Below are 22,857 nucleotides of genomic sequence, written 5' to 3'. Positions count from 1 at the left end.
ACCCAAAACCAGCCAATCTGGCCAAGCTCTGTCGGATTTCTTTAGAACGAAAGTCACCGTCGCCAGCAGCGCCGCCGCCCTCGTTCAGTGAGCGGTTTATAGATCCCACAACCCGACTAAGTCAACACCCCGCCGTCAAAAAACTGTCGTTTTTTCTAAGCCGCTGAAAAACATACAGAAAAACGATAGGTTGGGTTTTGGAGTGTGGGAACCTTCCTTCAGCATGCCCGGAATCGCCCCGCCGCATGGCTTATTCCGTGCCGCTGGTCTTACCCTGCTCAGAAAACCACATTGCGCATCGTCGTGCGGACGCTCTCTCTATCTTAGCGCATTGGTAAGGGGGCTCAGACTTGATAAAGAAAGGGCCGGATCAGGCATTGGAGAGCACTATGTTGGTATTGAATGAGACCGAGACCGTTGCGGCACTGGACTGGGCGCCATTGATTGCCGCAATAGAGTCGATGTTCAAAGGCACTTGCGTCATGCCTGTGCGACACCATCATGCCATGGAGGTGCCGGGCCGGGCCGAGGCGACGCTGCTGCTGATGCCGGCCTGGGTGCCTGGGCGCTATGCCGGCGTCAAGCTGGTCTCGGTGTTTCCCGACAATCACCTGTCCGGCAAACCGGCGATCCATGGCAGCTATCTGCTGACCTCCGGGGAGAGCGGCGAAATGCTGGCCATCGTCGAGGGCGGCGCGCTCACCGCGCGCCGGACGGCGGCGACCTCGGCGCTGGCCGCCCGCTATCTGGCGCGCGCCGATGCGCAGCAGATGCTGATGGTCGGCACCGGACGGCTGTCGCTCAATCTGATGCAGGCCCATGCGCAGGTACGGCCGCTGCAACGCTTCTCTATATGGGGCCGTTCCTTTGCCAATGCCGAAGCCGCGGCCGAGGAGGTCCGGCAGCTGGGGCTTCAGGCGACCGCCTGCGGCAATCTGGAAGAGGCGGCGCGCGACGCCGACATCATATCCTGCGCAACACTGTCCTCGGAGCCGCTCATTCACGGTGATTGGCTAAAGCCCGGCGCCCATCTCGATCTGGTCGGCGGCTTCAAGCCGACGATGCGCGAGGCCGACGACGAGGCCGTGCGGCGTTGCCAGGTCTATGTCGACACCCGTGCCGGGGCCTGCAGCGAGGCCGGTGACATTACCCAGCCGATCGCCAGCGGAGTCCTTTCAAAGGACGATATAAAGGGCGAGTTGGCGGAGCTGGTATCGGGTGCTGTGAAGGGCCGGACCTCCGACCAGTCGATCACCTTGTTCAAATCGGTTGGTGCGGCGCTCGAAGACCTGGCCGGCGCCATCCTCGCCTATGAGACGGCGACCGGCTTGCGCAAGGTGGACTGACCGCCGATGCCCCTTGAAATGCCGATCTATCCGGTTACCGCCATCCTGCCCGATCTTGGCCAGGCGCTTTCTCACGGCAATCGCGCTGTGCTGTCGGCACCGCCGGGTGCCGGCAAGACAACGCTGGTGCCGCTGTTCCTGCTGGATCAGGCCTGGCGCGGCGACGGGCGGATCATCCTGCTCGAGCCGCGCCGGCTGGCGGCCCGCGCCGCGGCCGGCCGCATGGCCGCCTTGCTGAAGGAAGATGTCGGCGAGACGGTCGGCTATCGCATGCGGCTCGACAATCGCATTTCGGCGCGCACCCGGATCGAGGTGGTCACCGAAGGGGTGTTTGCCCGGATGATCCTCGAGGATCCGGAACTGGGCGGCGTTATGGCGGTGTTGTTTGATGAGTTCCACGAACGCTCGCTTGATGCCGATTTCGGACTGGCGCTGGCGCTCGACAGCCAGTCGGCCCTGCGCCCGGACCTGAAACTTGTCGTGATGTCGGCGACGCTTGATGTGGAGCGGGTCTCGGCCCTGCTCACCCGTCCGCCGGTGATTGCCAGCGAGGGGCGCAGCTTCCCGATCCAGATCCGCCATCGCGACCGGCCCGGCGGGGAACGGATTGAAGACACGATGACGCGGGCCATCCTCGACATGCTTGGCAGCGAGGACGGCTCTATTCTGGCCTTCCTGCCCGGGCAGGCCGAAATCCGCCGCGTCGCCGAGCGGCTGGCAGGACGCCTGGATGAGCGGACCGCCATTACGCCGCTTTATGGCAATCTGACGCAAAAGGAGCAGGATGCGGCGATCCGGCCGACGGCCCCTGGCCTGCGCAAGATCGTACTGGCCACCTCGATTGCCGAGAGTTCGATCACCATCGACGGCGTGCGCATCGTCATCGACAGCGGCCTGCAGCGATTGCCGGTGTTCGAAGCGGCAACCGGCATCACGCGGCTGGAAACCGTTCGGGTGTCGCGCGCCTCGGCCGACCAGCGCGCCGGGCGGGCCGGGAGAACCGAGCCGGGCGTAGCACTTCGCCTGTGGCACGAGGGGCAGACGGCGGCGATGCCACCTTTCAGCCCGCCGGAGATCCTGTCGAGCGACCTGTCAAGCCTGCTGCTCGACATGGCCCATTGGGGCGTGCAGGACCCGGCAGCGCTGGCCTTCATCGATGCGCCGCCGAAACCGGCGATTGCCGAGGCACGGACTTTGCTGATCAGCCTTGGCGCCTTTGACACCAAAGGCGGACTGACCGCCAAGGGACGATCGATGCGGCTGCTGGGCCTGCCGCCGCGGCTGGCCGCCATGGCCATTGCTGCTTCCGACGACGGACATGGAGCCGAGGCCTGCCGGCTGGCGGTGCTGTTGACGGAACAGGGGCTTGGAGGGGCGGATCTCGATCTCGACGAGCGGCTGCGGCGGTTCTCCCTTGAGAAGGGCGACCGGGCAACGGCGGCCCGCAAACTGGCCGAGCGGCTGGCGGCCAACCTCAAGGGAAAACGGACATCCTCGCTGCCGATCCGGGCGGGGCAGCTGCTGCTGCAGGCCTATCCCGACCGCATAGCCCTTCGCCGGGGCGCCCGCGGGCGTTATGTCATGGCCAACGGCCGCGGCGCGGAGCTTTCCGAAACCGAGCGGCTGGCCGGCGCGGAGATGCTGGTGATTGCCGACCTGACCGGCCGGGCAGCGCAGGGGCGCATCCTGGCGGCGGCCGAAATCACCCGGTCCGATATCGAGGACCTTTTACCCGAGGCAATTCAAACGAGCGACGACTGTGTCTTCGACACGTCGAGCCGGGAGGTCCGGGCGCGGCGGGTGACGCGGATCGGCGCCATCATCCTCAACGAGACGCCACTGCCGAAGCCCGGTGGCGAGCAGGTGGCCGTGGCGCTGGCCGACGGCGTGCGTATGCTGGGGATTGCCGCCCTGCCCTTCAGCAAGGGTGCGAGCCAGCTGCGCCAGCGCATCGGTTTTCTCAACAGGACGATCGGCGAACCCTGGCCCGACATGACGGATGCGGCGCTGGTCGAGCGGCTGGACGACTGGTTCATTCCGTTCCAGGGCCAGGCCCGGCGTTTTTCCGATATCACGGCCGCAAGCCTCACCGATGGTTTGCTATCGCTGCTGCCGCATGGGCTGCAGCGGGATCTGGACCGGCTGGCGCCGACCCATTTCACGGCACCGACCGGTCAGAACCATGCGATCCACTATGACGCCGACGAGCCTCTCCTGACCATCCGCGTCCAGGAACTGTTCGGGCTGAAGAGCCATCCGACGATCGGCGGAGGCAAATTGCCGCTGCTGCTCGAGTTGACATCGCCGGCGCATCGGCCGATCCAGACCACCCGCGACCTGCCCGGTTTCTGGGCGGGGTCGTGGCGGGATGTGCGGGCCGACATGCGCGGCCGTTATCCGAGGCATCCCTGGCCGGAGGATCCAGCCGAGGCGGCGCCGACCACCCGCGTCAAACCGCGCGGCACCTGAAACCGGCCGATCGGGGCAGAGATGATTGGGACCCATGAGATGAAGACCCATTTTGGAAATTCGAGCCGCCGGCTGCGGTTGCAGACGCTGGTGCGGCTTCGATGGCTGGCGGTGGCGGGCCAGACGATGAGCGTCGTGGTCGTTGCGCTGTTTCTCGAATTTCCCATGCCGCTGATCACCTGCGCCGTGCTGATCGGCGCCCTGGCGGCGGCAAACTTTGCGCTGGCGATGGCCTTTCCGTCGACGCACCGGCTGGAACCGCTCTCGGCCTTTGCCGTTCTCGGTCTCGATCTGCTGCAGATGGCCGCGCTGCTCTATATTACCGGGGGACTGGCCAATCCGTTTGCGCCGCTGATCTGCGTTCCCGTGATCATCTCGTTTGCCTCGCAGCCGTCGCGCCATTCGCTGGCCTTGATGGCGCTGGCCGTGCTCTGCATCTCGGCGCTGGCCTTCACGCCCTATCCGCTGCCCTGGTATCCCGGCCGGACCCATGTCATCGAGCCGGTGATCCTTGTCGGTACCTGGTGCTCGATCGTCTCGATGACGGCCTTTGCCGCCTTTTATGCGTATCGCGTCTCCCAGGAAGCGACGCTTCTGGCCGATGCCCTGTCGGCGACCGAACTGATCCTGCAGCGGGAGAAACACCTGTCGCAGCTGGACGGACTGGCCGCCGCCGCCGCCCACGAACTGGGCACGCCGCTTGCCACGATCAGCGTGGTGGCCAAGGAAATGGAGCGCGAACTTGGCAAGGACCCGCGCTTTGGCGAGGACGTGCAGCTGCTGCGCAGCCAGAGCGAACGGTGCCGCGACATCCTCAAGCGCCTTGCCAGCATGTCGGCGGAGGACGAGGAGCACATGCGGCGGCTGCCGCTCTCCTCGCTGATCGAGGAGGTGGTGGCACCCCATCGCGAATTCGGCATCCGACTGAAGCTGGTCGAGACATCGGACCGGGCCAGCGAGCCGGTTGGCACGCGTAATGCCGGCATTCTCTACGGGCTCGGAAACCTGATCGAAAACGCCATCGACTTTGCCCGCGAGCAGGTGACGATCACCACCCGGCATGACGCCCAGTCGGTGACGATCGTCATCGAAGACGACGGCCTTGGTTACTCGCCGGATGTGCTGGTGCGGATCGGCGAGCCCTATGTCACCAGCCGCAGCCGCGACGACCGGGCCGGCGGGCTGGGTCTTGGCCTGTTCATTGCCAAGACGCTGCTGGAGCGCTCAGGAGCAAGGCTTCAGTTCCAGAACGGCAGTACGGACCGGCCGGGCGCGCGGGTCACCGTGACCTGGCCCCGCAGCCTAATGGACGCGGATTCACCGAAATGACTTTACCGACCTTCGATAACTGGCCATAACCGGACTATTGGACGAAATGCGCCCCAAAGGGATGCCGCGGCATGACAGACACCTTCATATCCGAAGCAAATTCCACATTAACGGTCAGCGATTCGACTGAAAATCTTCTCGGACCCGACCCGAGCCTGCTGATCGTCGATGATGACGGACCATTCCTGCGCCGGCTGGCCCGCGCCATGGAAACCCGCGGCTTTGTCGTCGAAATCGCCGCGTCTGTTGCCGAAGGCATTGCCAAGTCGAAGGCAGCACCGCCCAAATACGCGGTGGTTGACCTGCGGCTGGGCGATGGCAACGGGCTGGATGTGATCGAGGCCATCCGCCAGCGCCGCACCGATACCAAGATCATCGTGCTGACGGGTTACGGCAATATCGCCACTGCCGTGACGGCCGTGAAGCTCGGCGCGCTCGACTATCTATCGAAGCCGGCCGATGCCGATGACGTGTTCAACGCCCTGACGCAGCGGCCCGGCGAAAAAGCCGATGTGCCGGAAAACCCGATGTCGGCCGACCGGGTGCGCTGGGAGCATATTCAGCGGGTCTATGAGGCCTGCGAGCGCAACGTGTCGGAAACGGCGCGGCGGCTCAACATGCATCGGCGCACATTGCAGCGGATTCTGGCCAAGCGCGCACCGAAATAGCTCTATTCCAGAGAACCCGGCGTGGTTGCGCCCCATTCGGCGATCATCAGGCGCTGGGCGGCGGCCCTCGAAAAACTCAACGTCACCGCCTTGCGGGTTGCCGGTGGCAGCCGGTGTTCCGATGCCTCGCGAATCATGTGGGCGCCATAGCCGTCCGACAGCAACAATCCACAGTCCTGCGGAAAGATGTCGAGCGGCACACCGGCATGGGTGGCGAAGAACAGGCGATCGCAATGGGCGCGATAATCGGGCCATTTCCGGTCGACCCGGAAATCCTCGATCGAGGTCTTGATCTCGACAATCCAGATCTCGCCCTTGTCGTTGAGGCTGATGAGATCGGCGCGGCGGCCGCTGGCCAGGGGCAGTTCCGGGAGAATCGCATGCCGCATGTCATTGAGCAGGATCTGCACGCCGCGACGCACCAGCATGGCGCGATCCGACTGGCGTCCATCTATTAACGGATTCTTAGCAGCAATCGACAAAATAGTCATGATCAAGCCTCAAGGCGCCCGCCTTGTCTGTTGCAAAAAAGCAATGGGTCGGCATTTTGCAGTGCCGAACAGTTTCGTGATCCTCCCGACACTTGCAAAGCGGTATTTAATCAAAAATAAACCATAATCAAAGATGGTTCGCGACAGCCATCTTCCTCGCCTCAAATCAAAGAGCCTTCCATGCGCTTCCGCAATGCACTGACTGTATTCGGCCTTGTCACTACCCTTGCGATTTCCGGATGTGCCACGACATCCGAACCGGAGAAAGTCGAGACCGCGAAAATCTTCACCGACTCGTATGGAAAGGTAACAGACGCCGGCTACGCGCTGCCAGCCATTCCGATCAACAAGGTCAACCCAAAGTTCCATCGCCAGATCGTTTCCTACGAGACCTCGGAAAAGCCAGGCACCGTGGTCGTCAATACCCGCGAACGCTTCCTCTACTACGTGCTGTCGGGCGGCAAGGCCGTGCGCTACGGTATCGGCGTCGGCAAACAGGGCTTTGCCTGGCAGGGCGAGGCTTACATTGCCTGGAAGCAGGCCTGGCCGACCTGGCATCCGCCGAAGGAAATGGCCGAGCGCAAGCCCGACGTGGCAAAGTATGTCGATGACGGCATGGGTCCCGGCCTGAGCAATCCGCTCGGCGCCCGCGCCCTCTATCTGTTCAACGACAAGGGCGAAGATACCCTGTTCCGCCTGCATGGCACGCCGGAATGGGCCTCGATCGGCACGGCGGCATCGTCGGGCTGCATCCGCCTGATGAACCAGGACATCATCGATCTCTACGAGCGCGTCCGTCCGGGCAAGGGTGCCCGGGTCGTGGTGCTGCAGTAAAGCTGCCTTTGCCGGTCGCCCATCGACCGGATCTTCATAGAAAAAGGCCGCCGAGCGATCGGCGGCCTTTTTGTTTGTTATCCGGCAGCCGGCCTCAGGCTGCCAGCTGGGCCTTTAGCTCGCGCCGGCGACGGTGAAGAACCGGCTCGGTATAGCCGTTCGGCTGCTCGCGACCCATCAGCACCAGTTCCAGCGCTGCCTGGAAGGCGACCGACGTGTCGAAATGGCCAGCCATCGGGCGATAGGCCGTGTCGCCGGCATTCTGGCCGTCGACGACGGCTGCCATGCGCTGCATGGTCTCGACGATCTGGTCGCGCGTGACCACGCCATGGTGCAGCCAGTTGGCCATGTGCTGGGCAGAAATGCGCAGCGTGGCGCGGTCTTCCATCAGGCCGACATTGTTGATGTCCGGAACCTTCGAGCAACCGACGCCCTGGTCGACCCAGCGCACGACGTAGCCCAGAATGCCCTGCGCATTGTTGTCCAGCTCCCGCTGGATCTCTTCCGGCGTCCAGTTGGGGCGGGTGGCGACCGGCACCGACAGAATGTCGCTCAGCTTGGCACGGGCGCGAGATTTCAGGCCCGCCTGGACCTCGGCCACATTGATCCGGTGATAATGGGTGGCGTGCAGGGTGGCGGCGGTCGGCGACGGAACCCAGGCCGTGTTGGCGCCGGCTTTGGGATGGGCGATCTTCTGTTCCAGCATGGCCGCCATCAGATCGGGCATGGCCCACATGCCCTTGCCGATCTGGGCATGGCCGGACAGGCCGCATTGCAGGCCGATGTCGACATTCCAGTTTTCGTAAGCGGCGATCCAGGATGCCTGTTTCATGTCGCCCTTGCGGATCATCGGGCCGGCTTCCATCGAGGTATGGATTTCATCGCCGGTGCGATCAAGGAAGCCGGTATTGATGAACACAACCCGGTCCTTGGCGACGCGAATGCACTCCTTGAGGTTGACCGTGGTGCGGCGCTCCTCATCCATGATGCCCATCTTGATGGTGTTTTCCGCCATGCCGAGCCCCTGTTCGACGCGGCTGAAGATCTCGCAGGCAAAGGCGACCTCTTCCGGCCCATGCATCTTTGGCTTGACGACATAAATCGAGCCGGCACGGGAATTCCTGCGGCGACCGTTCGGGCCGATGTCATGAAGCGCGATCAGGCCGGTGATGACCGCATCCATGATGCCCTCCGGAACCTCGTTGCCGTTACGGTCGAGCACCGCCGGATTGGTCATGAGGTGACCGACATTGCGAATCAGCATCAACGAACGGCAATGCAGGTCAAACGCCGAGCCATCCGGTGCGGTGAAGGTCAGGTCCGGGTTGAGGGTACGGGTAAAGCTGCGGCTGCCCTTGACGACCTGCTCCTCCAGGTCGCCCTTCATCAGGCCGAGCCAATTGCCATAGACGACGACCTTGTCTTCGGCATCGACCGCGGCCACCGAATCCTCGCAGTCCATGATCGTGGTGATTGCCGATTCGAGCCTGAGATCATTGATATGAGCCGCATCCTCCCGGCCGATCGTGCCCTCGGCATCGATGACAATCTCGGTGTGCAGGCCGTTCTTGCGCAAAAGAACGGATGTCGGGGCGGAAACGTCGCCCATATAGCCGGCAAATTGTCCGGTGTCTTTGAGGGACGTCGTGCTATCTGCGCCAATGCCAATGGCAAGGCCACCAGAGACGATGTTGAGGCTCGTCACCGCGCTCCACGTGCCGTCGGCCAGGGGAGCGGATGCATCCAGAAAGTCGCGGGCCCAGGCGATAACCTTGGCGCCGCGGACGGGGTTATATCCCTTGCCCTTTTCCGCGCCATCCTCTTCCGAGATCGCATCGGTGCCGTAAAGCGCATCGTAGAGCGAGCCCCAGCGGGCATTGGCGGCATTCAGCGCATAGCGGGCATTCATGACCGGCACGACCAGTTGCGGACCGGCAATTTCGGCAATTTCCGGATCGACATGGCTGGTCGCAACAGCAAAGTCCGGTCCTTCGGGCAGCAGATAGCCGATCTCCCTCAGGAACGTCTCGTAGACAGAGAGGTCGGACGGCGCGCCATTCTCCCGATACCAGGCATCGATGCGGGCCTGCATGTCGTCGCGCGTCTGGAGCAGCGCCTTGTTGCGCGGCGCCAGATCATGGATGATCGCCGAAAACGCCTCAAAGAACCGATCCGCGTCGATGCCGGTGCCGGGCAGCGCCTCTTCCACCAGGAAATCATGAAGCGCTGCTTCGATGGCCAGTCCGTGCTTTTCGATCCTGCTCATGGGTTCTCTCCCCGACTTTCGCAATTTGCTTCATTGTAGCGGCAGAATCGCCTCTTTGCATTCATTGTCAATCGGGCATGAATTACAAAGATTTATGCCAATTCAGAAACAATCAGCGGATAGCGATGCTTGGTCTGCCGCTTGCGGTGGCGATAAACCTGGCTTCGACCAATTTTGGGGCGCCTTCGATAACAGGCGCATCGATCTCCTCGCGCAGGCTGAGCGAGGGATCGCCGGCACCATTGTCACGGGCGTGGCCGAGGGCCGTTTGGCTGGCCATGGCGCGGGCCAAGGCGAAGGCCTCGTCGCGATTCGTGGTTCGGTGCTGTTGTCCCCCGCCCGACAAAACGAAGAGACCGTCTTCCGGACAGGTCACGAAGATCGTGACGGTATGGCGGATCTGGCCGACCACCGCACCCACCGCATTGGCCACATCAGCATCGGCTGGAATGATGGCCGATACCGAAAGCGCCTCGGCAATGGCCGGATAATAGACGGGTGCCGACGCGCCGAGGCCGATCAGCGGTCGATCCAGCGACAGGGACAGCCGCAGAATACCCTGTTGCCGGCCGAGTGCCCGTTCGATCAGCACAGATCGTGCCGGATCGATATCGCCAAGACCGTCTTCGGCAAGGACTGTCGCGAGAATAGCGTCTGCCGATTGGCGGGTCAGGCGCGCGACGATCATGTCTGCCAGGTCTTCCGCCGAGGATGCGATCGGCTGGCCCGAGCCGCTCCTGGCGCGGGCCACCAGCTGGAGGCCGAGATCGGCCGCTTCCCGGCTCCACTGGCCCTGGCGACCCAGCAGATGCAGGGCATCCGACGGCGTGATGCCACACAAATGCACCAGGCCGCGCGACACCAGTCTGTCGAGGGTCGCCTTTTGCGGCGTGACGGTCAGCAATTCGTCGAGCGCTATGGGCGTGGTGCCGATCCGAGCATGAAGTGCTGCTTCCTGGGCCGACAATCCAGCGGACAGCGCCTCGGGCACGCCGGTGCGCACCGCAAACCGTCCGGCATGGCGACCGCGATGGGTGGCGCGCAGCTGGCGTTCCAAAGCTTCGATGACGACAGGGCCATGCAGCGTCGCGGCAAGGCTGAGGGGCACCAGGCGGCGAGGGCCAAGCTCGATCTTTGCCACCAGGCCGCGCTCATCGATATGCACTTCCGAATCGCCGCCAAGCCCGAAGGTGCGCATGGCGACCGCTTCCACCATAGTACGATAGCCGCCGACCACGGCGCCGTCGGCATCGAGCCGCGGCCGGCCGTCTTCCATCACGGCCACATCCGTGGTCGTGCCGCCGATATCCGAGACCACCGCCGCATCGAGCCCGGTCAGATGCCGCGCGCCGACCAGGCTGGCGGCGGGGCCTGACAGAATGGTCTCGATCGGCCGCAGCTTGGCCTCCGTGGCCGAGATCAGGGCACCGTCGCCCCGCACCACCATCATCGGCGCATCGATGCCGCGGCGCCTAAGAAAGGTCTCGCAGGTACCGATCAGCCGATCGATCATCGAGACCAGCCGGGCATTCAAAAGCGTGGTCAGCGCCCGGCGCGGTCCGCCCAGCCGGGAGGACAGTTCATGGCTGCAGGTCACCGGCAGATGGGAGCTCTGCCGAATGAGATCCCGCACGCGATTTTCATGGGACGGATTACGGACCGCGAAGAAGCCCGCGACGGCAAAGGACGAGACTTCGTTCTTGAGGTCCGGCAAGGCCAGCTCAAGGGCTGCCAGATCAAGCGGCGTTTCATTGCCGTGCACATCATGGCCGCCGGGCAAAAAGATCACCGGATCGCTGCCCAGCGCATCGTGCAGCCCGTCGCGCTTCAGGTCTTCCGGCCCGAAGCCGATCATCACCAGCCCGGCCCGGCCGCCCTGCCCTTCGACCAGCGCATTGGTGGCAAGCGTTGTCGACAGAGAGACAAGACCAATGGCAGCAACGCCAATACCGGATTGCTCAAGGACCGCTTCGACCGCGCCTGATATGCCGACCGAAAGGTCGTGGCGCGTCGTCAGGGCCTTGGCCTTGGCAAGAATGCCCCACTCCTCGTGAAACAGCACGGCATCCGTATAGGTGCCGCCGGTATCGATGCCGAGCATAATGGATGATGTCACGCCTGGATCACTCCGGAAGGACAGGACTGTGTTGCGACAAGCCTGTTCGATGCAGCTGCTTTGGCCAAGGTTATGCCATGGGCATGCGCCGGCCCGCCAGCTGACGAAGCGCAATTTTCGCTCGTCGAAACGACATTACAGGCAGATGGGGCTAGAGAAGGGCCTTCAACTCGTCGAGCCGATCGTTGACCAGCCAGCCGTAGTAGTTTTCTTCCGGCCACACGGGTTCGGCACTGCCGGCATTCTTATGGGCCAGGGTGCGGGCCCGCTGCAGTGAACTGCCGACATTGAACAGCGTGGCCGTCAGGCCGGGGTTCTGAGAGATGTCCATGCCGGCGATCGACCGGTAATCGTCGATCGATTTGCGCAGAACCGCCGCCATGTAGGCCAGCGAAATATCCGGCTCCATGATGGCCTTGTACACGCCGGCCGCATCGTTTTCGTCGAGACGGGGATATCTCGACTTGGCGGCCACCATGTCCGACATCATCAGGGCGGTGAGCGGATTGATCTGGCCGAGACCGAAGGTCTGCCCCGCATAGAAGGGCTGGAAAAAGACGGCGCTGAAGCGATTGTTCGGGTAGCTTTTGCCGGCGACAGTCTTGCCGCGGAAGGACTTTTCCCAGACCGTTTCCCGGCAGGTCCACAGCAGATAGGAATCGCTCAGGTTGCCGCATTCGGCAAATTCCGGCCGGGCGACGAACTGCTTGATGCTTTCGTCCTTGTAGGAAAAGTTGAAGCTGTTGCCGGCATAGGACGCAGCCTTGACGTAATAGCTCTGCAGCCGGTCATAGGCGTCGACATTATAGGTATGCTCGCCAACGATGGCGCCGACGATATGGATCGGATCGATGCCGTAGTCGGCCGCCGTTTTCTTGATCTTCGACATCAATTGGCGATCCGTCGCCAGAAGCTCGATGACCTTGTCGTATTTCAGATCGAAAGTGGTCTTGCCGGCCTTGGTGCGCTTTGCCGACGCGCCCGGGATCGCCGGTTGCTCGACATGACGATTGCCGGCCGGCACCTGTGCCGCCACGGCCGACGTGGCCATGCAGGCAAGCGAAATGAAAAGGGCCAATGTTAAACGACGCACAATCGTGAGATCCCGATCCTGAAGCGAAAGTTGCAAGCCGCGCCGATTAACCGCCATCCCGGCCAAGGGAGGCCCGCGCTCCCACTCGGCGGCGCGGCCCTCCATACAAAAGTTGCCCTGCCCCTGTCGACCGTTCAGACCATCAATTATACGGCATTGGATGGTCGAAAGGCTGGTACAGGTGCACAAACATCACAAAATGTAGCGCGACAGGTCGGTATCGGCGGCAAGTTCGCCGACATGCTGGCGGACATACTCCGAATCGATCATCACCGCCGAACCACCCCGGTCGGGTGCGTTGAACGAGATTTCGTCCAGTACCCGCTCCATCACGGTCTGCAGCCGGCGGGCGCCGATATTCTCGACGGAGGTGTTGAGCAGCACCGCCACATCGGCCAGGGCGTCGATCGCATCCTCGGTGAAGTCGAGGTTGAGCTCTTCGGTCGCCATCAGCGCCTTGTACTGGCGGATCAGGCTGGCCTCGGTCTCCGTCAGGATGCGGCGGAAATCTTCCTTGGTCAGCGGCTTCAGCTCGACGCGGATCGGCAGGCGACCCTGCAGTTCGGGCAGAAGATCGGACGGCTTGGAGACGTGAAAGGCACCCGAGGCAATGAACAGGATATGGTCGGTCTTCACCGGACCGTATTTCGTCGAAACGGTCGTGCCTTCCACCAGCGGCAGCAGATCGCGCTGCACGCCTTCGCGCGACACGCCGGCGCCAACGCCACCGTCGCGGGCGGCGATCTTGTCGATTTCGTCGAGGAAGACGATGCCGTCATTCTCCACCGACTTCACGGCTTCGCGCTGGATGACCTCATTGTCGATCAGCTTGTCGGATTCGTCGCGAATGAGGTCCGGATAGGAGGCCTTGACCGTGGTGCGGACCTTCTTGGTGCGTCCGCCCATGGCCTTGCCGAACATCTCGGACAGATTGAGAATGCCGACATTGCCACCCTGCATGCCGGGGATTTCAAAACCGCCGGGCATGCCGCCTGCCGTATCCGACACTTCGATATCGATTTCCTTGTCGTCGAGCTGGCCGTCGCGCAGTTTCTTGCGGAAGCTGTCGCGCGTCGCCGGCGAGGCCGTGGTGCCGACCAGCGCATCGAGCACACGCTCCTCGGCACCGGCATGGGCCTTGGTCTCAACCTCGATCCGCTTCTTTTCGCGCACCAGGCCGATGCCGATCTCGACCAGATCGCGGATGATCTGCTCGACATCGCGGCCGACATAGCCGACTTCGGTGAACTTCGTGGCTTCGACCTTGATGAATGGCGCGCCGGCCAGCTTTGCCAGGCGGCGGGAGATTTCCGTCTTGCCGACACCGGTCGGCCCGATCATCAGGATATTCTTCGGCATCACCTCGTCGCGCAGGTCCTCGTCCAGCTGCTGGCGGCGCCAGCGGTTGCGCAGCGCAATCGCCACGGCGCGTTTGGCGTCATGCTGGCCGATGATGTAGCGGTCGAGTTCGGAGACGATCTCGCGGGGAGAAAAAGTTGTCATGTCCGGTTTTCCATTTGGCGTGAGAGCAGGTCAGGCGTCGACACTCAGCGTTTCGACGACCACATTGCCATTGGTATAGACGCAGATATCGCTGGCGATCTGCATGGCGCGGCGGGCGATGTCCTCGGCGCTCTTGTCGGTGTCCATCAGGGCACGGGCCGCGGCAAAGGCATAATTGCCGCCCGAGCCGATGGCGATCGTGCCATGTTCGGGCTCCAGCACGTCACCGTTGCCGGTGATCGCCAGCGTGATGGTCTTGTCGGCCACCAGCATCATCGCTTCCAGATTGCGCAGATATTTGTCGGTGCGCCAGTCCTTGGCGAGTTCCACGGCGGCCCGCATCAGCTGGCCGGGATATTGCTCGAGTTTCTTTTCCAGCCGGTCGAGCAGCGTGAAGGCGTCTGCCGTCGCGCCTGCGAAGCCGGCGATCACCTCGCCGCCCTTGCCGATGCGGCGCACCTTGCGGGCATTGCCCTTCATCACGGTCTGTCCGAGGCTCACCTGGCCGTCACCGGCCATCACCACCGTTCCACCTTTGCGCACTGTAATAATTGTCGTCATCAAACACCTCGCCCTTCATGCGGGCCTCGTTTCATGGGCCGTCCGCGGCCCGTCGAACCTGTATGTAAGTTGGCTTTGCGCGATTGCAATCACGCCGCTTTGTCACGCTTTGGGCTCATGGCTGCAACGCAATGGAACTTCTGGATATTTCCCGCTCCTGCTGATATGGAACGGCCGTTATTCCCCATGGAGCAGCCCGATGGCAGAGCGCAAAGGCGAGATTTCCCGCAACACCAACGAGACCTCGGTCGCCGTTGCCGTCACGATCGACGGCACCGGCACATCGACGATCTCGACCGGGGTCGGCTTTTTCGACCATATGCTCGAACAGTTGAGCCGTCATTCGCTGATCGACATGGATATAAGGGTCAAGGGCGATCTGCATATCGACGATCACCATACGGTCGAGGATACCGGCATCGCCATCGGCCAGGCGATTTCCAAGGCGCTCGGCGATCGCCGCGGCATCGTGCGTTATGCCTCGATTGATCTGGCCATGGACGAGACCATGACCAAGGCGGCGATCGATGTCTCCGGCCGGCCGTTTCTGGTCTGGAACGTCGCCTTCAGCGCGCCGAAGATCGGTACCTTCGACACGGAACTGGTGCGTGAATTCTTTCAGGCGCTGGCACAGAATGCCGGCATCACTCTGCATGTGCTGAACCATTACGGCGCCAACAACCATCATATTGCCGAAACCTGCTTCAAGGCGGTGGCGCGGGCGCTGAGAACCGCCACCGAGATCGACCCCCGGCAGGCAGGCCGCGTTCCCTCGACCAAGGGCACACTGGTCTAGTCGGGCACCGTCCACGGAACTGGACAGGTTTTCATCGCTTCCCAACATGCGGCCATAGTCGGTGTCGGGTCGTTGCAGGCGAAAGGAACGCGACAATGCGTGTTGTGATCATCGACTACGGTTCGGGCAATCTGCGCTCGGCCACCAAGGCCTTCGAGCGCGCCGCACGCGAGGCGGGCATCGATGCCGAGATCGAACTGACCGACAAGGCCGAGCGGGTTGCCAGCGCCGACCGCGTCGTGCTGCCGGGTGTCGGCGCCTATGCCGATTGCCGGCGCGGGCTCGATGCCGTTGCCGGCATGCATGAGGCGGTCGTCGAAGCCGTCGAAACCAAAGGCCGGCCGTTTTTCGGCATCTGCGTCGGCATGCAGCTGATGTCGAGCCGTGGCCTGGAAAAGACCACGACCTCGGGGTTTGGCTGGATCAAGGGCGATGTCATCGAGATGACGCCGAGCGACCCGAGCCTGAAAATCCCGCAGATCGGCTGGAACACGCTCGATCTTCACCGCCCCCATGCGCTGTTTGACGACATCAAGACCGGCTCCGACGGGCTGCATGCTTATTTCGTGCATTCCTACCATCTGGCAGCCGCCGATCAGGCCGATGTGATCGCCACCACCGATTACGGCGGCGCCATGACCGCCTTTGTCGGGCGCGACAATAAGGTGGGTGCGCAATTCCATCCGGAAAAGAGCCAGACGCTCGGTCTGGCACTGATCGCCAATTTCCTGCGGTGGGCGCCATGATCGCCCCTGCCCGCCGACCCTATGCCGGAGACCTCGCATGATCCTCTTTCCCGCCATCGACCTGAAAGACGGCCAGTGCGTGCGCCTGAAGCTCGGCGACATGGACCAGGCCACCGTCTACAACACCGATCCCGGCGCCCAGGCAAAGGCCTTCGAGGACCAGGGCTTCGAATGGCTGCATGTGGTTGATCTCAACGGTGCCTTTGCCGGCTCGAGCGTCAATGGCGAAGCCGTCGACGCCATCCTCAAGGCAACCGGAAATCCGGTGCAGCTCGGCGGCGGCATCCGCACCCTGGAGCATATCGAAAGCTGGCTGTCGCGGGGACTGTCCCGCGTCATTCTCGGCACGGTCGCGGTGCGCGATCCGGGTCTGGTGATCGAGGCCTGCAAGGCCTTTCCGGGCAAGGTCGCCGTCGGCATCGACGCCAAGGGCGGCAAGGTGGCCGTCGAGGGCTGGGCGGAAGCCTCCGAACTCGGCGTGATCGAGCTTGCCCGCAAGTTCGAAGGCGCCGGCGTCTCGGCGATCATCTATACCGATATCGACCGCGATGGAATCCTGGCCGGGATCAACTGGGCCTCGACGCTGGAACTGGCGAATGCCGTTTCCATTCCGGTTATCGCGTCGGGCGGCCTGGCATCGATCGACGATATCCGCCGCATGCTGGAGCCGGACGCCGCCAAGCTTGAGGGTGCCATTTCCGGCCGGGCGCTCTATGACGGCCGCATCGATCCGGCCGAGGCGCTGACGATGATCAAAGCGGCAAGAACGCGCAACGAGGTTTCGTCATGACCCTGAAAGCCCGTGTCATTCCCTGCCTCGACGTCAAGGACGGCCGCGTCGTCAAAGGCGTCAACTTCGTCGATCTGATCGATGCCGGCGATCCTGTCGAGGCCGCCAAGGCCTATGATGCCGCCGGTGCCGATGAGCTCTGCTTCCTCGACATCACCGCATCGTCGGACAATCGCGACACGATCTTCGATGTCGTGGCGCAGACGGCCGACCAGTGCTTCATGCCGCTGACCGTCGGCGGCGGTGTGCGCACGATTGCCGATATCCGCAAGCTGCTGCTGTGCGGTGCCGACAAGGTGGCGATCAATTCGGCGGCGGTGACCAATCCGGATTTCATCGCCGAGGCGGCCGACAAGTTCGGCGACCAGTGCATCGTCGTGTCGATCGATGCCAAGCAACGGCGCAAGCAGGAGGCCGGCGGCGACAATGCGAGCGCCTGGGAAATCTACACCCATGGGGGCCGCACGCCGACCGGCATCGATGCGGTCGAGTTCGCCAGGAAGATGGTCGAACGCGGTGCTGGTGAGCTGCTGGTCACCTCCATGGACCGCGACGGCACGAAAATCGGTTACGATCTCGAACTGACGCGAACCATTGCCGATGCCGTGCGCGTGCCGGTGATCGCATCGGGGGGCGTCGGCACGCTGGACGACCTGGTTGCCGGGATCAAGGACGGACATGCGACAGCCGTGCTGGCCGCTTCGATCTTCCATTTCGGAACCTATTCCATTGCGCAGGCCAAGGCCTATATGGCCAAGAGCGGCATCGCGATGCGGCTCGACTGAGGAGACGGACTAGCATGGCGACAGCTGAATTTTCCCTGACGGATCTGGAAACGATCGTGGCGGAGCGGGCGAAAGCCAGACCGGAGGAGTCCTGGACGGCAAAGCTCGTCGCGGCCGGGCAGGAGCGGGCCGCTAAAAAGCTTGGCGAAGAGGCCGTCGAAACCGTGATTGCCGCCGTCACCCATGATCGCGATGGCCTGATCAGCGAAAGTGCCGACCTGCTCTATCACCTGATGGTCGTATTGAAAATTTCCGACATACCGCTACAAGCTGTTATGGACGAGCTTCAACGGCGCACGGCCCAGTCGGGTCTCAGTGAAAAGGCCAGCCGGCAGAATTGATGATGACAGCGACCAGGGAAGCCGAAGGACCGGAAGCGCTCGACCATTTCCAGGCGAACGACTACTCCCCCTACCATTTCTTCAGTTCGGAGGAATGGGCGCGTTTTCGGGCCGATACACCGCTCACATTGACACTCGACGAGGTGCATCGCCTGCGTTCCATCGGCGATCCGGTCGATCTGGCCGAAGTGCGGCGGATCTATCTGTCGCTTTCGCGCCTGCTTTCCGCTCATGTCGAATCCTCGCAGCTGCTGTTTGAACAGCGCAACCGATTCTTAAGCCTTGCCGACGTCACCAAGACCCCGTTCGTCATCGGCATTGCCGGCTCCGTCGCCGTCGGCAAATCGACCACGGCGCGTATCCTGAAAGAGCTCCTGGCCCGCTGGCCTTCCAGCCCCAAGGTGGACCTGGTCACTACCGATGGCTTTCTCTATCCCAATTCCACGCTCATTCGCGAAAACAAGCTGAACCGCAAGGGTTTTCCGGAAAGCTACGATACCGGTCAGCTGCTGCGCTTCCTGTCGGCGATCAAGGCCGGCCGGCCGAATGTGAAGGCGCCGTGTTATTCGCATCTGACCTATGATGTGCTGCCGAACGAATACAAGGTCGTCGACCGCCCGGATATCCTTATCTTTGAAGGGATCAATGTCCTTCAATCGCGGGATCTGCCGGCCGATGGCAAGATCGTGCCGATCGTCTCCGACTTCTTCGACTTCTCGATCTATATCGATGCCCAGGAAGACCAGATCCATCACTGGTATGTCGAGCGGTTCATGCGGCTGCGGGAAACGGCGTTCCGCGACCCGAATTCCTACTTCAACCGCTATGCAGCGATCAGCGAGACCGCGGCCCTGGACATTGCCGAAGGTCTGTGGACCAATACCAACCTCAAGAACCTGCGCGAAAACATCCTGCCGACCCGGCCGCGCGCCGATCTCATCCTGCAGAAGGGCGAGAATCACTTGATCGAGCAGGTGGCGCTGAGAAAGCTCTGAGTGTCACACCTCGAATTGGAAGGTCAGCAGATCCTCGCGTTGCGGCCAAGACTTAAGTGACGCGCCGTAATGTGAGATTAATGCGGCCGCCGTTTTTAAGCAGCGTAGATGTCGCCGGATAAATCCGGTCGACGCCGTGGAAGCACAACCTGCCCTCCCCGCCAAGGACGATGGCGTCACCGCTTTTCAGTTTCAGCGATTGGGTCCGGTCCTTGCGCGAGGTTCCGCCGATGCGAAACAGGCAGGTATTGCCGAGCGACAGCGAGACGACGGGTGCCGCAAAATCAGTCTCGTCACGATCCTGGTGCAGCCCCATGCGGGCATCGTCCTCGTAGAAATTGATCAGGCAGGCTTCGGGCGGCTTCGGATAGTCCGCAAGGTCGCGCCAGATCTCCAGCAGGGCCTCTGGAATGGCCGGCCAGGGTCTGCCCGTCACCGGATGCTCGCTCTGATATCGGTAGCCGCGGTCCTTGTCGGTAACCCAGCCGAGCGAACCGCAATTGGTCATGCGGACCGACATGGCAACGCCGGTCTTCGGCATGACCGGTACATAGAGCGGCGCCTCAGCCACGATATCGCGAATCATCTCGACGAGCGCCCGCTGCCGGGACTCGTCCAGGTAGTCGGGACTGTAGCGGATACCATTCGAGAGGATCATCGGGGGCACGTTGCATTGATGAAAAGGCGGTCCCGGAAGGACCGCCGTCATGATTCGGATGTCTAGTCGAGTTCGGGAATGCGCAGGACCTGGCCCGGATAGATCTTGTCCGGATGGGTCAGCATCGGCTTGTTGGCCTCGAAGATCACCGTGTTCTTGGCGCCCTTGCCCTTGCCATACTGGGCTTCGGCAATCTTCCAGAGGTTGTCGCCCTTCTTGACCGTGTAGAATACCGGTTCCTTGGCGGCAGGCGCATCGACAACCTTCAGCTCGCCAGCCTCCACCGCGGAAATACCGAGCGTGTTGCCAACGGCAATGATGGCCTTTTCAAACGCCGTCTGGTCCTTCACTTCGCCTTTCAGCACCACCTTGTCATCGACGACGGTCACCTGGACCTTGTCGGTGCCGAGATCATGCGACGCCAGTTCCTTCTCGACGGCTGCGGCCTGCGGAGCGTCATCGTCGCCACCCAGGCCAAGCTTCTTGCCGGCATTCTTGATAAAGCTGAACAATCCCATGGGACGGTCTCCTTATGTGTGTTTCCCGTCTGCAGATGAAACCAGCTGCACCGAAAACACAAGCGATTTGCTAAATTACAGAGCAGGCATTTAATCGCTGTCAGGGCCCTTGCGCAGCTTCTTGATTTCGCCCCTACCGGTCTTCGCCTTCAGGCGCCGTTCCACAGATCCCTTGGTCGGCTTGGTCTTGCGGCGGGGTGGTGGTGGCGGCTCCGCGGCCTTCAGCAGCAGCTCTTTCAACCGCTCGCGGGCATCCTCGCGATTACGCTCCTGGCTGCGAAAACGGCTCGCCTCGATCAGCAGCACCCCTTCCTTGGACAGGCGGCGGCCGGCAAGCTTGACGGCATTGTCCTTGATTCGGTCCGGAATGGACGGGGAGCCGACGAGATTGAAGAACAGCTGAACGGCGGTCGAGACCTTGTTGACATTCTGTCCACCGGGACCGCCGGCCAGCACGAATTGCTCGGTCAGTTCCCAACCGGCAATGGTGATCCTGTCATTGATGAAGAGCGCGTCGCTGGCCATGATCGGTCTATCCCATATCCGGGGCGTCTCGAAAACAGCCTTGCCGAAAAAATGCGAAAGCCCGGCGAAGTGTTTTCGCCGGGCTTTGCGATCGGATGGGCCGCAATCTTATTCGGCGGCGATATTGGCGCTCGGGGCCGCGTCGCGAACCTTGCCGTCGACATGGTCCTCGAACTTGGCGAAATTGGTGATGAACATCGCCACCAGCTTCTTGGCCTGCGCATCATAATCGCTGCCATCGGCCCAGGTCGACCGCGGATCGAGGATGGAATTGTCCACGCCGTCCACCGCGACCGGAACCGCGAAGCCGAAATTCGGATCGATGCGCATCTCAACCTTCTTCAGGTCGCCGCTTAAGGCCGAAGTCAGCAGCGCGCGCGTCGCCTTGATCGGCATGCGGTGACCAGTTCCATAGGCGCCGCCGGTCCAGCCGGTGTTGACCAGCCAGCAATCCACGCCGTGGCGATCGATCAGATCGCGCAGCAGGTTGCCGTATTCGGCCGGGTGGCGCGGCATGAAGGGTGCGCCGAAGCAGGTCGAGAAGGTTGCTTCCGGCTCGGTCACGCCCCGCTCGGTGCCGGCCACCTTGGCAGTATAGCCGGACAGGAAGTGGTACATGGCCTGTTCCGGCGAGAGGCGGGCGATCGGCGGCATCACGCCGAAGGCATCGGCCGTCAGCATGATGATCGTCTTCGGATGGCCGGCGATACCGGTGTCCGATGCATTCGGAATGAAGTGCAGCGGATAGGCGCAGCGCGTGTTCTCGGTCTTCGAGCCGTCGTTGAAATCCGGAACGCGGTTCTCGTCCAGGATGACGTTTTCCAGCACGGTGCCGAAGCGCTTCGTCGTGGCGTAGATTTCCGGCTCGGCTTCAGCAGACAGGCGGATGGTCTTGGCGTAGCAGCCACCTTCGAAGTTGAAGATGCCGTCTTCGCCCCAGCCATGCTCGTCATCGCCGATCAGGGTGCGCGTCGGATCGGCCGACAGGGTGGTCTTGCCGGTGCCCGACAGACCGAAGAAGACGGCAGCATCGCCGTCGGGGCCAACATTGGCCGAGCAATGCATCGGCATGACGCCCTTGGCCGGCAGATGATAGTTGAGAGCGGTGAAGACCGACTTCTTGATCTCGCCGGCATACCTTGTACCGGCGATCAGCACGAGGTTGTTGGTGAAGTCGCAGGCGATCAGCGTTTCGGAGCGGCAGCCGTGACGCTCGGGATCGGCTCGGAAACTCGGAAGATCGATGATCGTGAACTTCGGCTGGAAATCGGCAAGCGTCGAACGATCCGGCCGGATCAGCAGATTGCGGATGAACAGCGAATGCCAGGCAAACTCGGTGATGATGCGGGTCGGCAGGGCGTTCTGCTCATCGGCGCCGCCGATCAGATCCTGCACGAAGAGGTCCTTGCCGGCCACATGGGCGAGCATGTCCTGATGCAGAAGGGCAAACTGCTCCGGAGACATCGGCTTGTTGTTGTCCCACCAGATCTGGCTGTCGGTGTGGTGGTCGCGAACAATGTATTTGTCCTTGGGCGAGCGGCCGGTATGCTGTCCGGTGTCAGCGCAAAGTGCGCCATCGGCGGTCAGCACCGCCTCGCCACGCCTGATCGCTTCTTCGTAGAGTTCACCCGGCTGAGCATTATAATGGACGCGGGCAGCCGCTCCCAGACCAATGGTCTCGACCCCGATCAAGGGATTGTTCACTCCAAGCTCCTCCATGGTCACTCTTCCTTTTCAAATGGGTGAATGCGTTTGAATTTTCGGCGAACCTAGAACCGCTTTTCGATAAACGCAAGCCATACCAAGAAATATATCAATAATTTCAATTATTTAATCGATTTAAATTTGCTGCGGCCTTTTTTAATCGTTTTGAAAAGGCACTTTCTGAGGGCTCGCTCGCCTCCCTATACAGCCAATTTGGAAGCCGCTTAGGCCCGGGTCTTTATCTTTGCCACAATTTGTTCCACCTTTATCCTCATTAAGCGCTGCAACACTGCCATAACCCGGGCTGGGAAAATGCCAGGAGT

The 22,857-nt window shown here is 62.2% G+C and carries 21 protein-coding genes; 11 read left to right on the top strand and 10 right to left on the bottom strand.

The genetic code is table 11. The annotated features are described in order from the left end of the window. Positions 1-389 precede the first annotated feature (389 nt). The 4 genes from lhpI to HGO38_RS25060 all read left to right on the top strand — a co-directional run bounded on the left by lhpI (position 390) and on the right by HGO38_RS25060 (position 5,812). The gene (lhpI, locus tag HGO38_RS25075) at positions 390-1,346 is read left to right on the top strand and encodes a bifunctional Delta(1)-pyrroline-2-carboxylate/Delta(1)-piperideine-2-carboxylate reductase (RefSeq protein WP_250958552.1); all 957 of its coding nucleotides are present in this window, start codon (positions 390-392) and stop codon (positions 1,344-1,346) included. A gap of 6 nt (positions 1,347-1,352) precedes the next feature. After that, the gene (hrpB, locus tag HGO38_RS25070; RefSeq protein WP_250958551.1) at positions 1,353-3,815 is read left to right on the top strand and encodes an ATP-dependent helicase HrpB; all 2,463 of its coding nucleotides are present in this window, start codon (positions 1,353-1,355) and stop codon (positions 3,813-3,815) included. A gap of 39 nt (positions 3,816-3,854) precedes the next feature. Then, positions 3,855-5,144 carry an ActS/PrrB/RegB family redox-sensitive histidine kinase gene (locus tag HGO38_RS25065; RefSeq protein WP_250958550.1) on the top strand — a complete coding sequence of 430 codons (1,290 nt, stop codon included), beginning with the start codon at positions 3,855-3,857 and terminating at the stop codon, positions 5,142-5,144. A gap of 71 nt (positions 5,145-5,215) precedes the next feature. Next, entirely contained in the window at positions 5,216-5,812 is a 597-nt protein-coding gene (locus HGO38_RS25060) for an ActR/PrrA/RegA family redox response regulator transcription factor (protein ID WP_250958549.1), read from the top strand. A gap of 2 nt (positions 5,813-5,814) precedes the next feature. On the opposite strand, the gene HGO38_RS25055 is transcribed toward HGO38_RS25060, so the two are convergent. Continuing rightward, the gene (locus HGO38_RS25055; protein WP_250958548.1) at positions 5,815-6,303 is read right to left on the bottom strand and encodes an MmcB family DNA repair protein; all 489 of its coding nucleotides are present in this window, start codon (positions 6,301-6,303) and stop codon (positions 5,815-5,817) included. A 180-nt stretch (positions 6,304-6,483) separates the two neighbouring features. Between HGO38_RS25055 and HGO38_RS25050 the strand changes: the two genes are divergently transcribed. After that, complete coding sequence (locus HGO38_RS25050) at positions 6,484-7,137, top strand: L,D-transpeptidase (RefSeq protein ID WP_250958547.1); 654 nt, start codon at positions 6,484-6,486, stop codon at positions 7,135-7,137. A gap of 94 nt (positions 7,138-7,231) precedes the next feature. Here HGO38_RS25050 and HGO38_RS25045 read toward each other — a convergent pair whose 3' ends face one another. From HGO38_RS25045 to hslV, 5 genes are all read right to left on the bottom strand, one after another. Further along, the gene (locus HGO38_RS25045) at positions 7,232-9,403 is read right to left on the bottom strand and encodes a malate synthase G (protein WP_250958546.1); all 2,172 of its coding nucleotides are present in this window, start codon (positions 9,401-9,403) and stop codon (positions 7,232-7,234) included. Positions 9,404-9,515: 112 nt separating this feature from the next. Further along, positions 9,516-11,504, bottom strand: coding sequence for a hydantoinase/oxoprolinase family protein (locus HGO38_RS25040; RefSeq protein WP_284739548.1), 1,989 nt, complete (start codon positions 11,502-11,504; stop codon positions 9,516-9,518). A 166-nt stretch (positions 11,505-11,670) separates the two neighbouring features. Continuing rightward, complete coding sequence (locus HGO38_RS25035) at positions 11,671-12,612, bottom strand: DUF1402 family protein (RefSeq protein WP_250958544.1); 942 nt, start codon at positions 12,610-12,612, stop codon at positions 11,671-11,673. A 192-nt stretch (positions 12,613-12,804) separates the two neighbouring features. Further along, positions 12,805-14,115, bottom strand: coding sequence for an ATP-dependent protease ATPase subunit HslU (hslU, locus tag HGO38_RS25030; protein ID WP_250958543.1), 1,311 nt, complete (start codon positions 14,113-14,115; stop codon positions 12,805-12,807). 30 nt (positions 14,116-14,145) lie between these two features. Continuing rightward, entirely contained in the window at positions 14,146-14,676 is a 531-nt protein-coding gene (hslV, locus tag HGO38_RS25025; protein ID WP_168475610.1) for an ATP-dependent protease subunit HslV, read from the bottom strand. A 199-nt stretch (positions 14,677-14,875) separates the two neighbouring features. Between hslV and hisB the strand changes: the two genes are divergently transcribed. The 6 genes from hisB to coaA all read left to right on the top strand — a co-directional run bounded on the left by hisB (position 14,876) and on the right by coaA (position 19,129). After that, complete coding sequence (gene hisB, locus HGO38_RS25020) at positions 14,876-15,472, top strand: imidazoleglycerol-phosphate dehydratase HisB (RefSeq protein ID WP_250958542.1); 597 nt, start codon at positions 14,876-14,878, stop codon at positions 15,470-15,472. Positions 15,473-15,567: 95 nt separating this feature from the next. Continuing rightward, on the top strand, positions 15,568-16,218 hold the full coding sequence (gene hisH / locus HGO38_RS25015) for an imidazole glycerol phosphate synthase subunit HisH (protein WP_250958541.1): 651 nt from the start codon (positions 15,568-15,570) through the stop codon (positions 16,216-16,218). Positions 16,219-16,255: 37 nt separating this feature from the next. Beyond that, complete coding sequence (gene hisA / locus HGO38_RS25010) at positions 16,256-17,008, top strand: 1-(5-phosphoribosyl)-5-[(5-phosphoribosylamino)methylideneamino]imidazole-4-carboxamide isomerase (RefSeq protein ID WP_250958540.1); 753 nt, start codon at positions 16,256-16,258, stop codon at positions 17,006-17,008. Next, a complete protein-coding gene (gene hisF / locus HGO38_RS25005) occupies positions 17,005-17,793 on the top strand; it encodes an imidazole glycerol phosphate synthase subunit HisF (protein WP_250958539.1) in 789 nt (262 codons plus the stop codon). Before hisA ends, hisF begins: the two co-directional genes overlap by 4 nt. Before the next feature lie 14 nt (positions 17,794-17,807). Beyond that, positions 17,808-18,134: a phosphoribosyl-ATP diphosphatase gene (locus HGO38_RS25000; protein ID WP_250958538.1), complete on the top strand. Its 327-nt coding sequence runs from the start codon at positions 17,808-17,810 to the stop codon at positions 18,132-18,134. Next, positions 18,134-19,129: a type I pantothenate kinase gene (gene coaA / locus HGO38_RS24995; protein WP_250958537.1), complete on the top strand. Its 996-nt coding sequence runs from the start codon at positions 18,134-18,136 to the stop codon at positions 19,127-19,129. The genes HGO38_RS25000 and coaA overlap by 1 nt, the downstream gene beginning before the upstream one ends. Before the next feature lie 52 nt (positions 19,130-19,181). Here coaA and HGO38_RS24990 read toward each other — a convergent pair whose 3' ends face one another. The 4 genes from HGO38_RS24990 to HGO38_RS24975 all read right to left on the bottom strand — a co-directional run bounded on the left by HGO38_RS24990 (position 19,182) and on the right by HGO38_RS24975 (position 22,549). After that, a complete protein-coding gene (locus HGO38_RS24990; protein ID WP_250958536.1) occupies positions 19,182-19,787 on the bottom strand; it encodes an alpha-ketoglutarate-dependent dioxygenase AlkB family protein in 606 nt (201 codons plus the stop codon). A gap of 62 nt (positions 19,788-19,849) precedes the next feature. Beyond that, positions 19,850-20,305, bottom strand: a complete 456-nt coding sequence (gene lysM / locus HGO38_RS24985; RefSeq protein WP_250958535.1) for a peptidoglycan-binding protein LysM — start codon at positions 20,303-20,305, stop codon at positions 19,850-19,852. A 90-nt stretch (positions 20,306-20,395) separates the two neighbouring features. Beyond that, positions 20,396-20,830, bottom strand: a complete 435-nt coding sequence (gene arfB, locus HGO38_RS24980) for an alternative ribosome rescue aminoacyl-tRNA hydrolase ArfB (RefSeq protein WP_250958534.1) — start codon at positions 20,828-20,830, stop codon at positions 20,396-20,398. A gap of 108 nt (positions 20,831-20,938) precedes the next feature. After that, positions 20,939-22,549, bottom strand: a complete 1,611-nt coding sequence (locus HGO38_RS24975) for a phosphoenolpyruvate carboxykinase (protein ID WP_250958533.1) — start codon at positions 22,547-22,549, stop codon at positions 20,939-20,941. Between the last annotated feature and the right edge of the window lie 308 nt (positions 22,550-22,857).

The sequence above is a fragment of the Rhizobium sp. CG5 genome, from assembly GCF_023701945.1.
Lineage (GTDB): Bacteria > Pseudomonadota > Alphaproteobacteria > Rhizobiales > Rhizobiaceae > Allorhizobium.
Note: the sequence above shows the minus strand (reverse complement) of the source record. Positions and strands in the feature narration are given on the sequence as shown.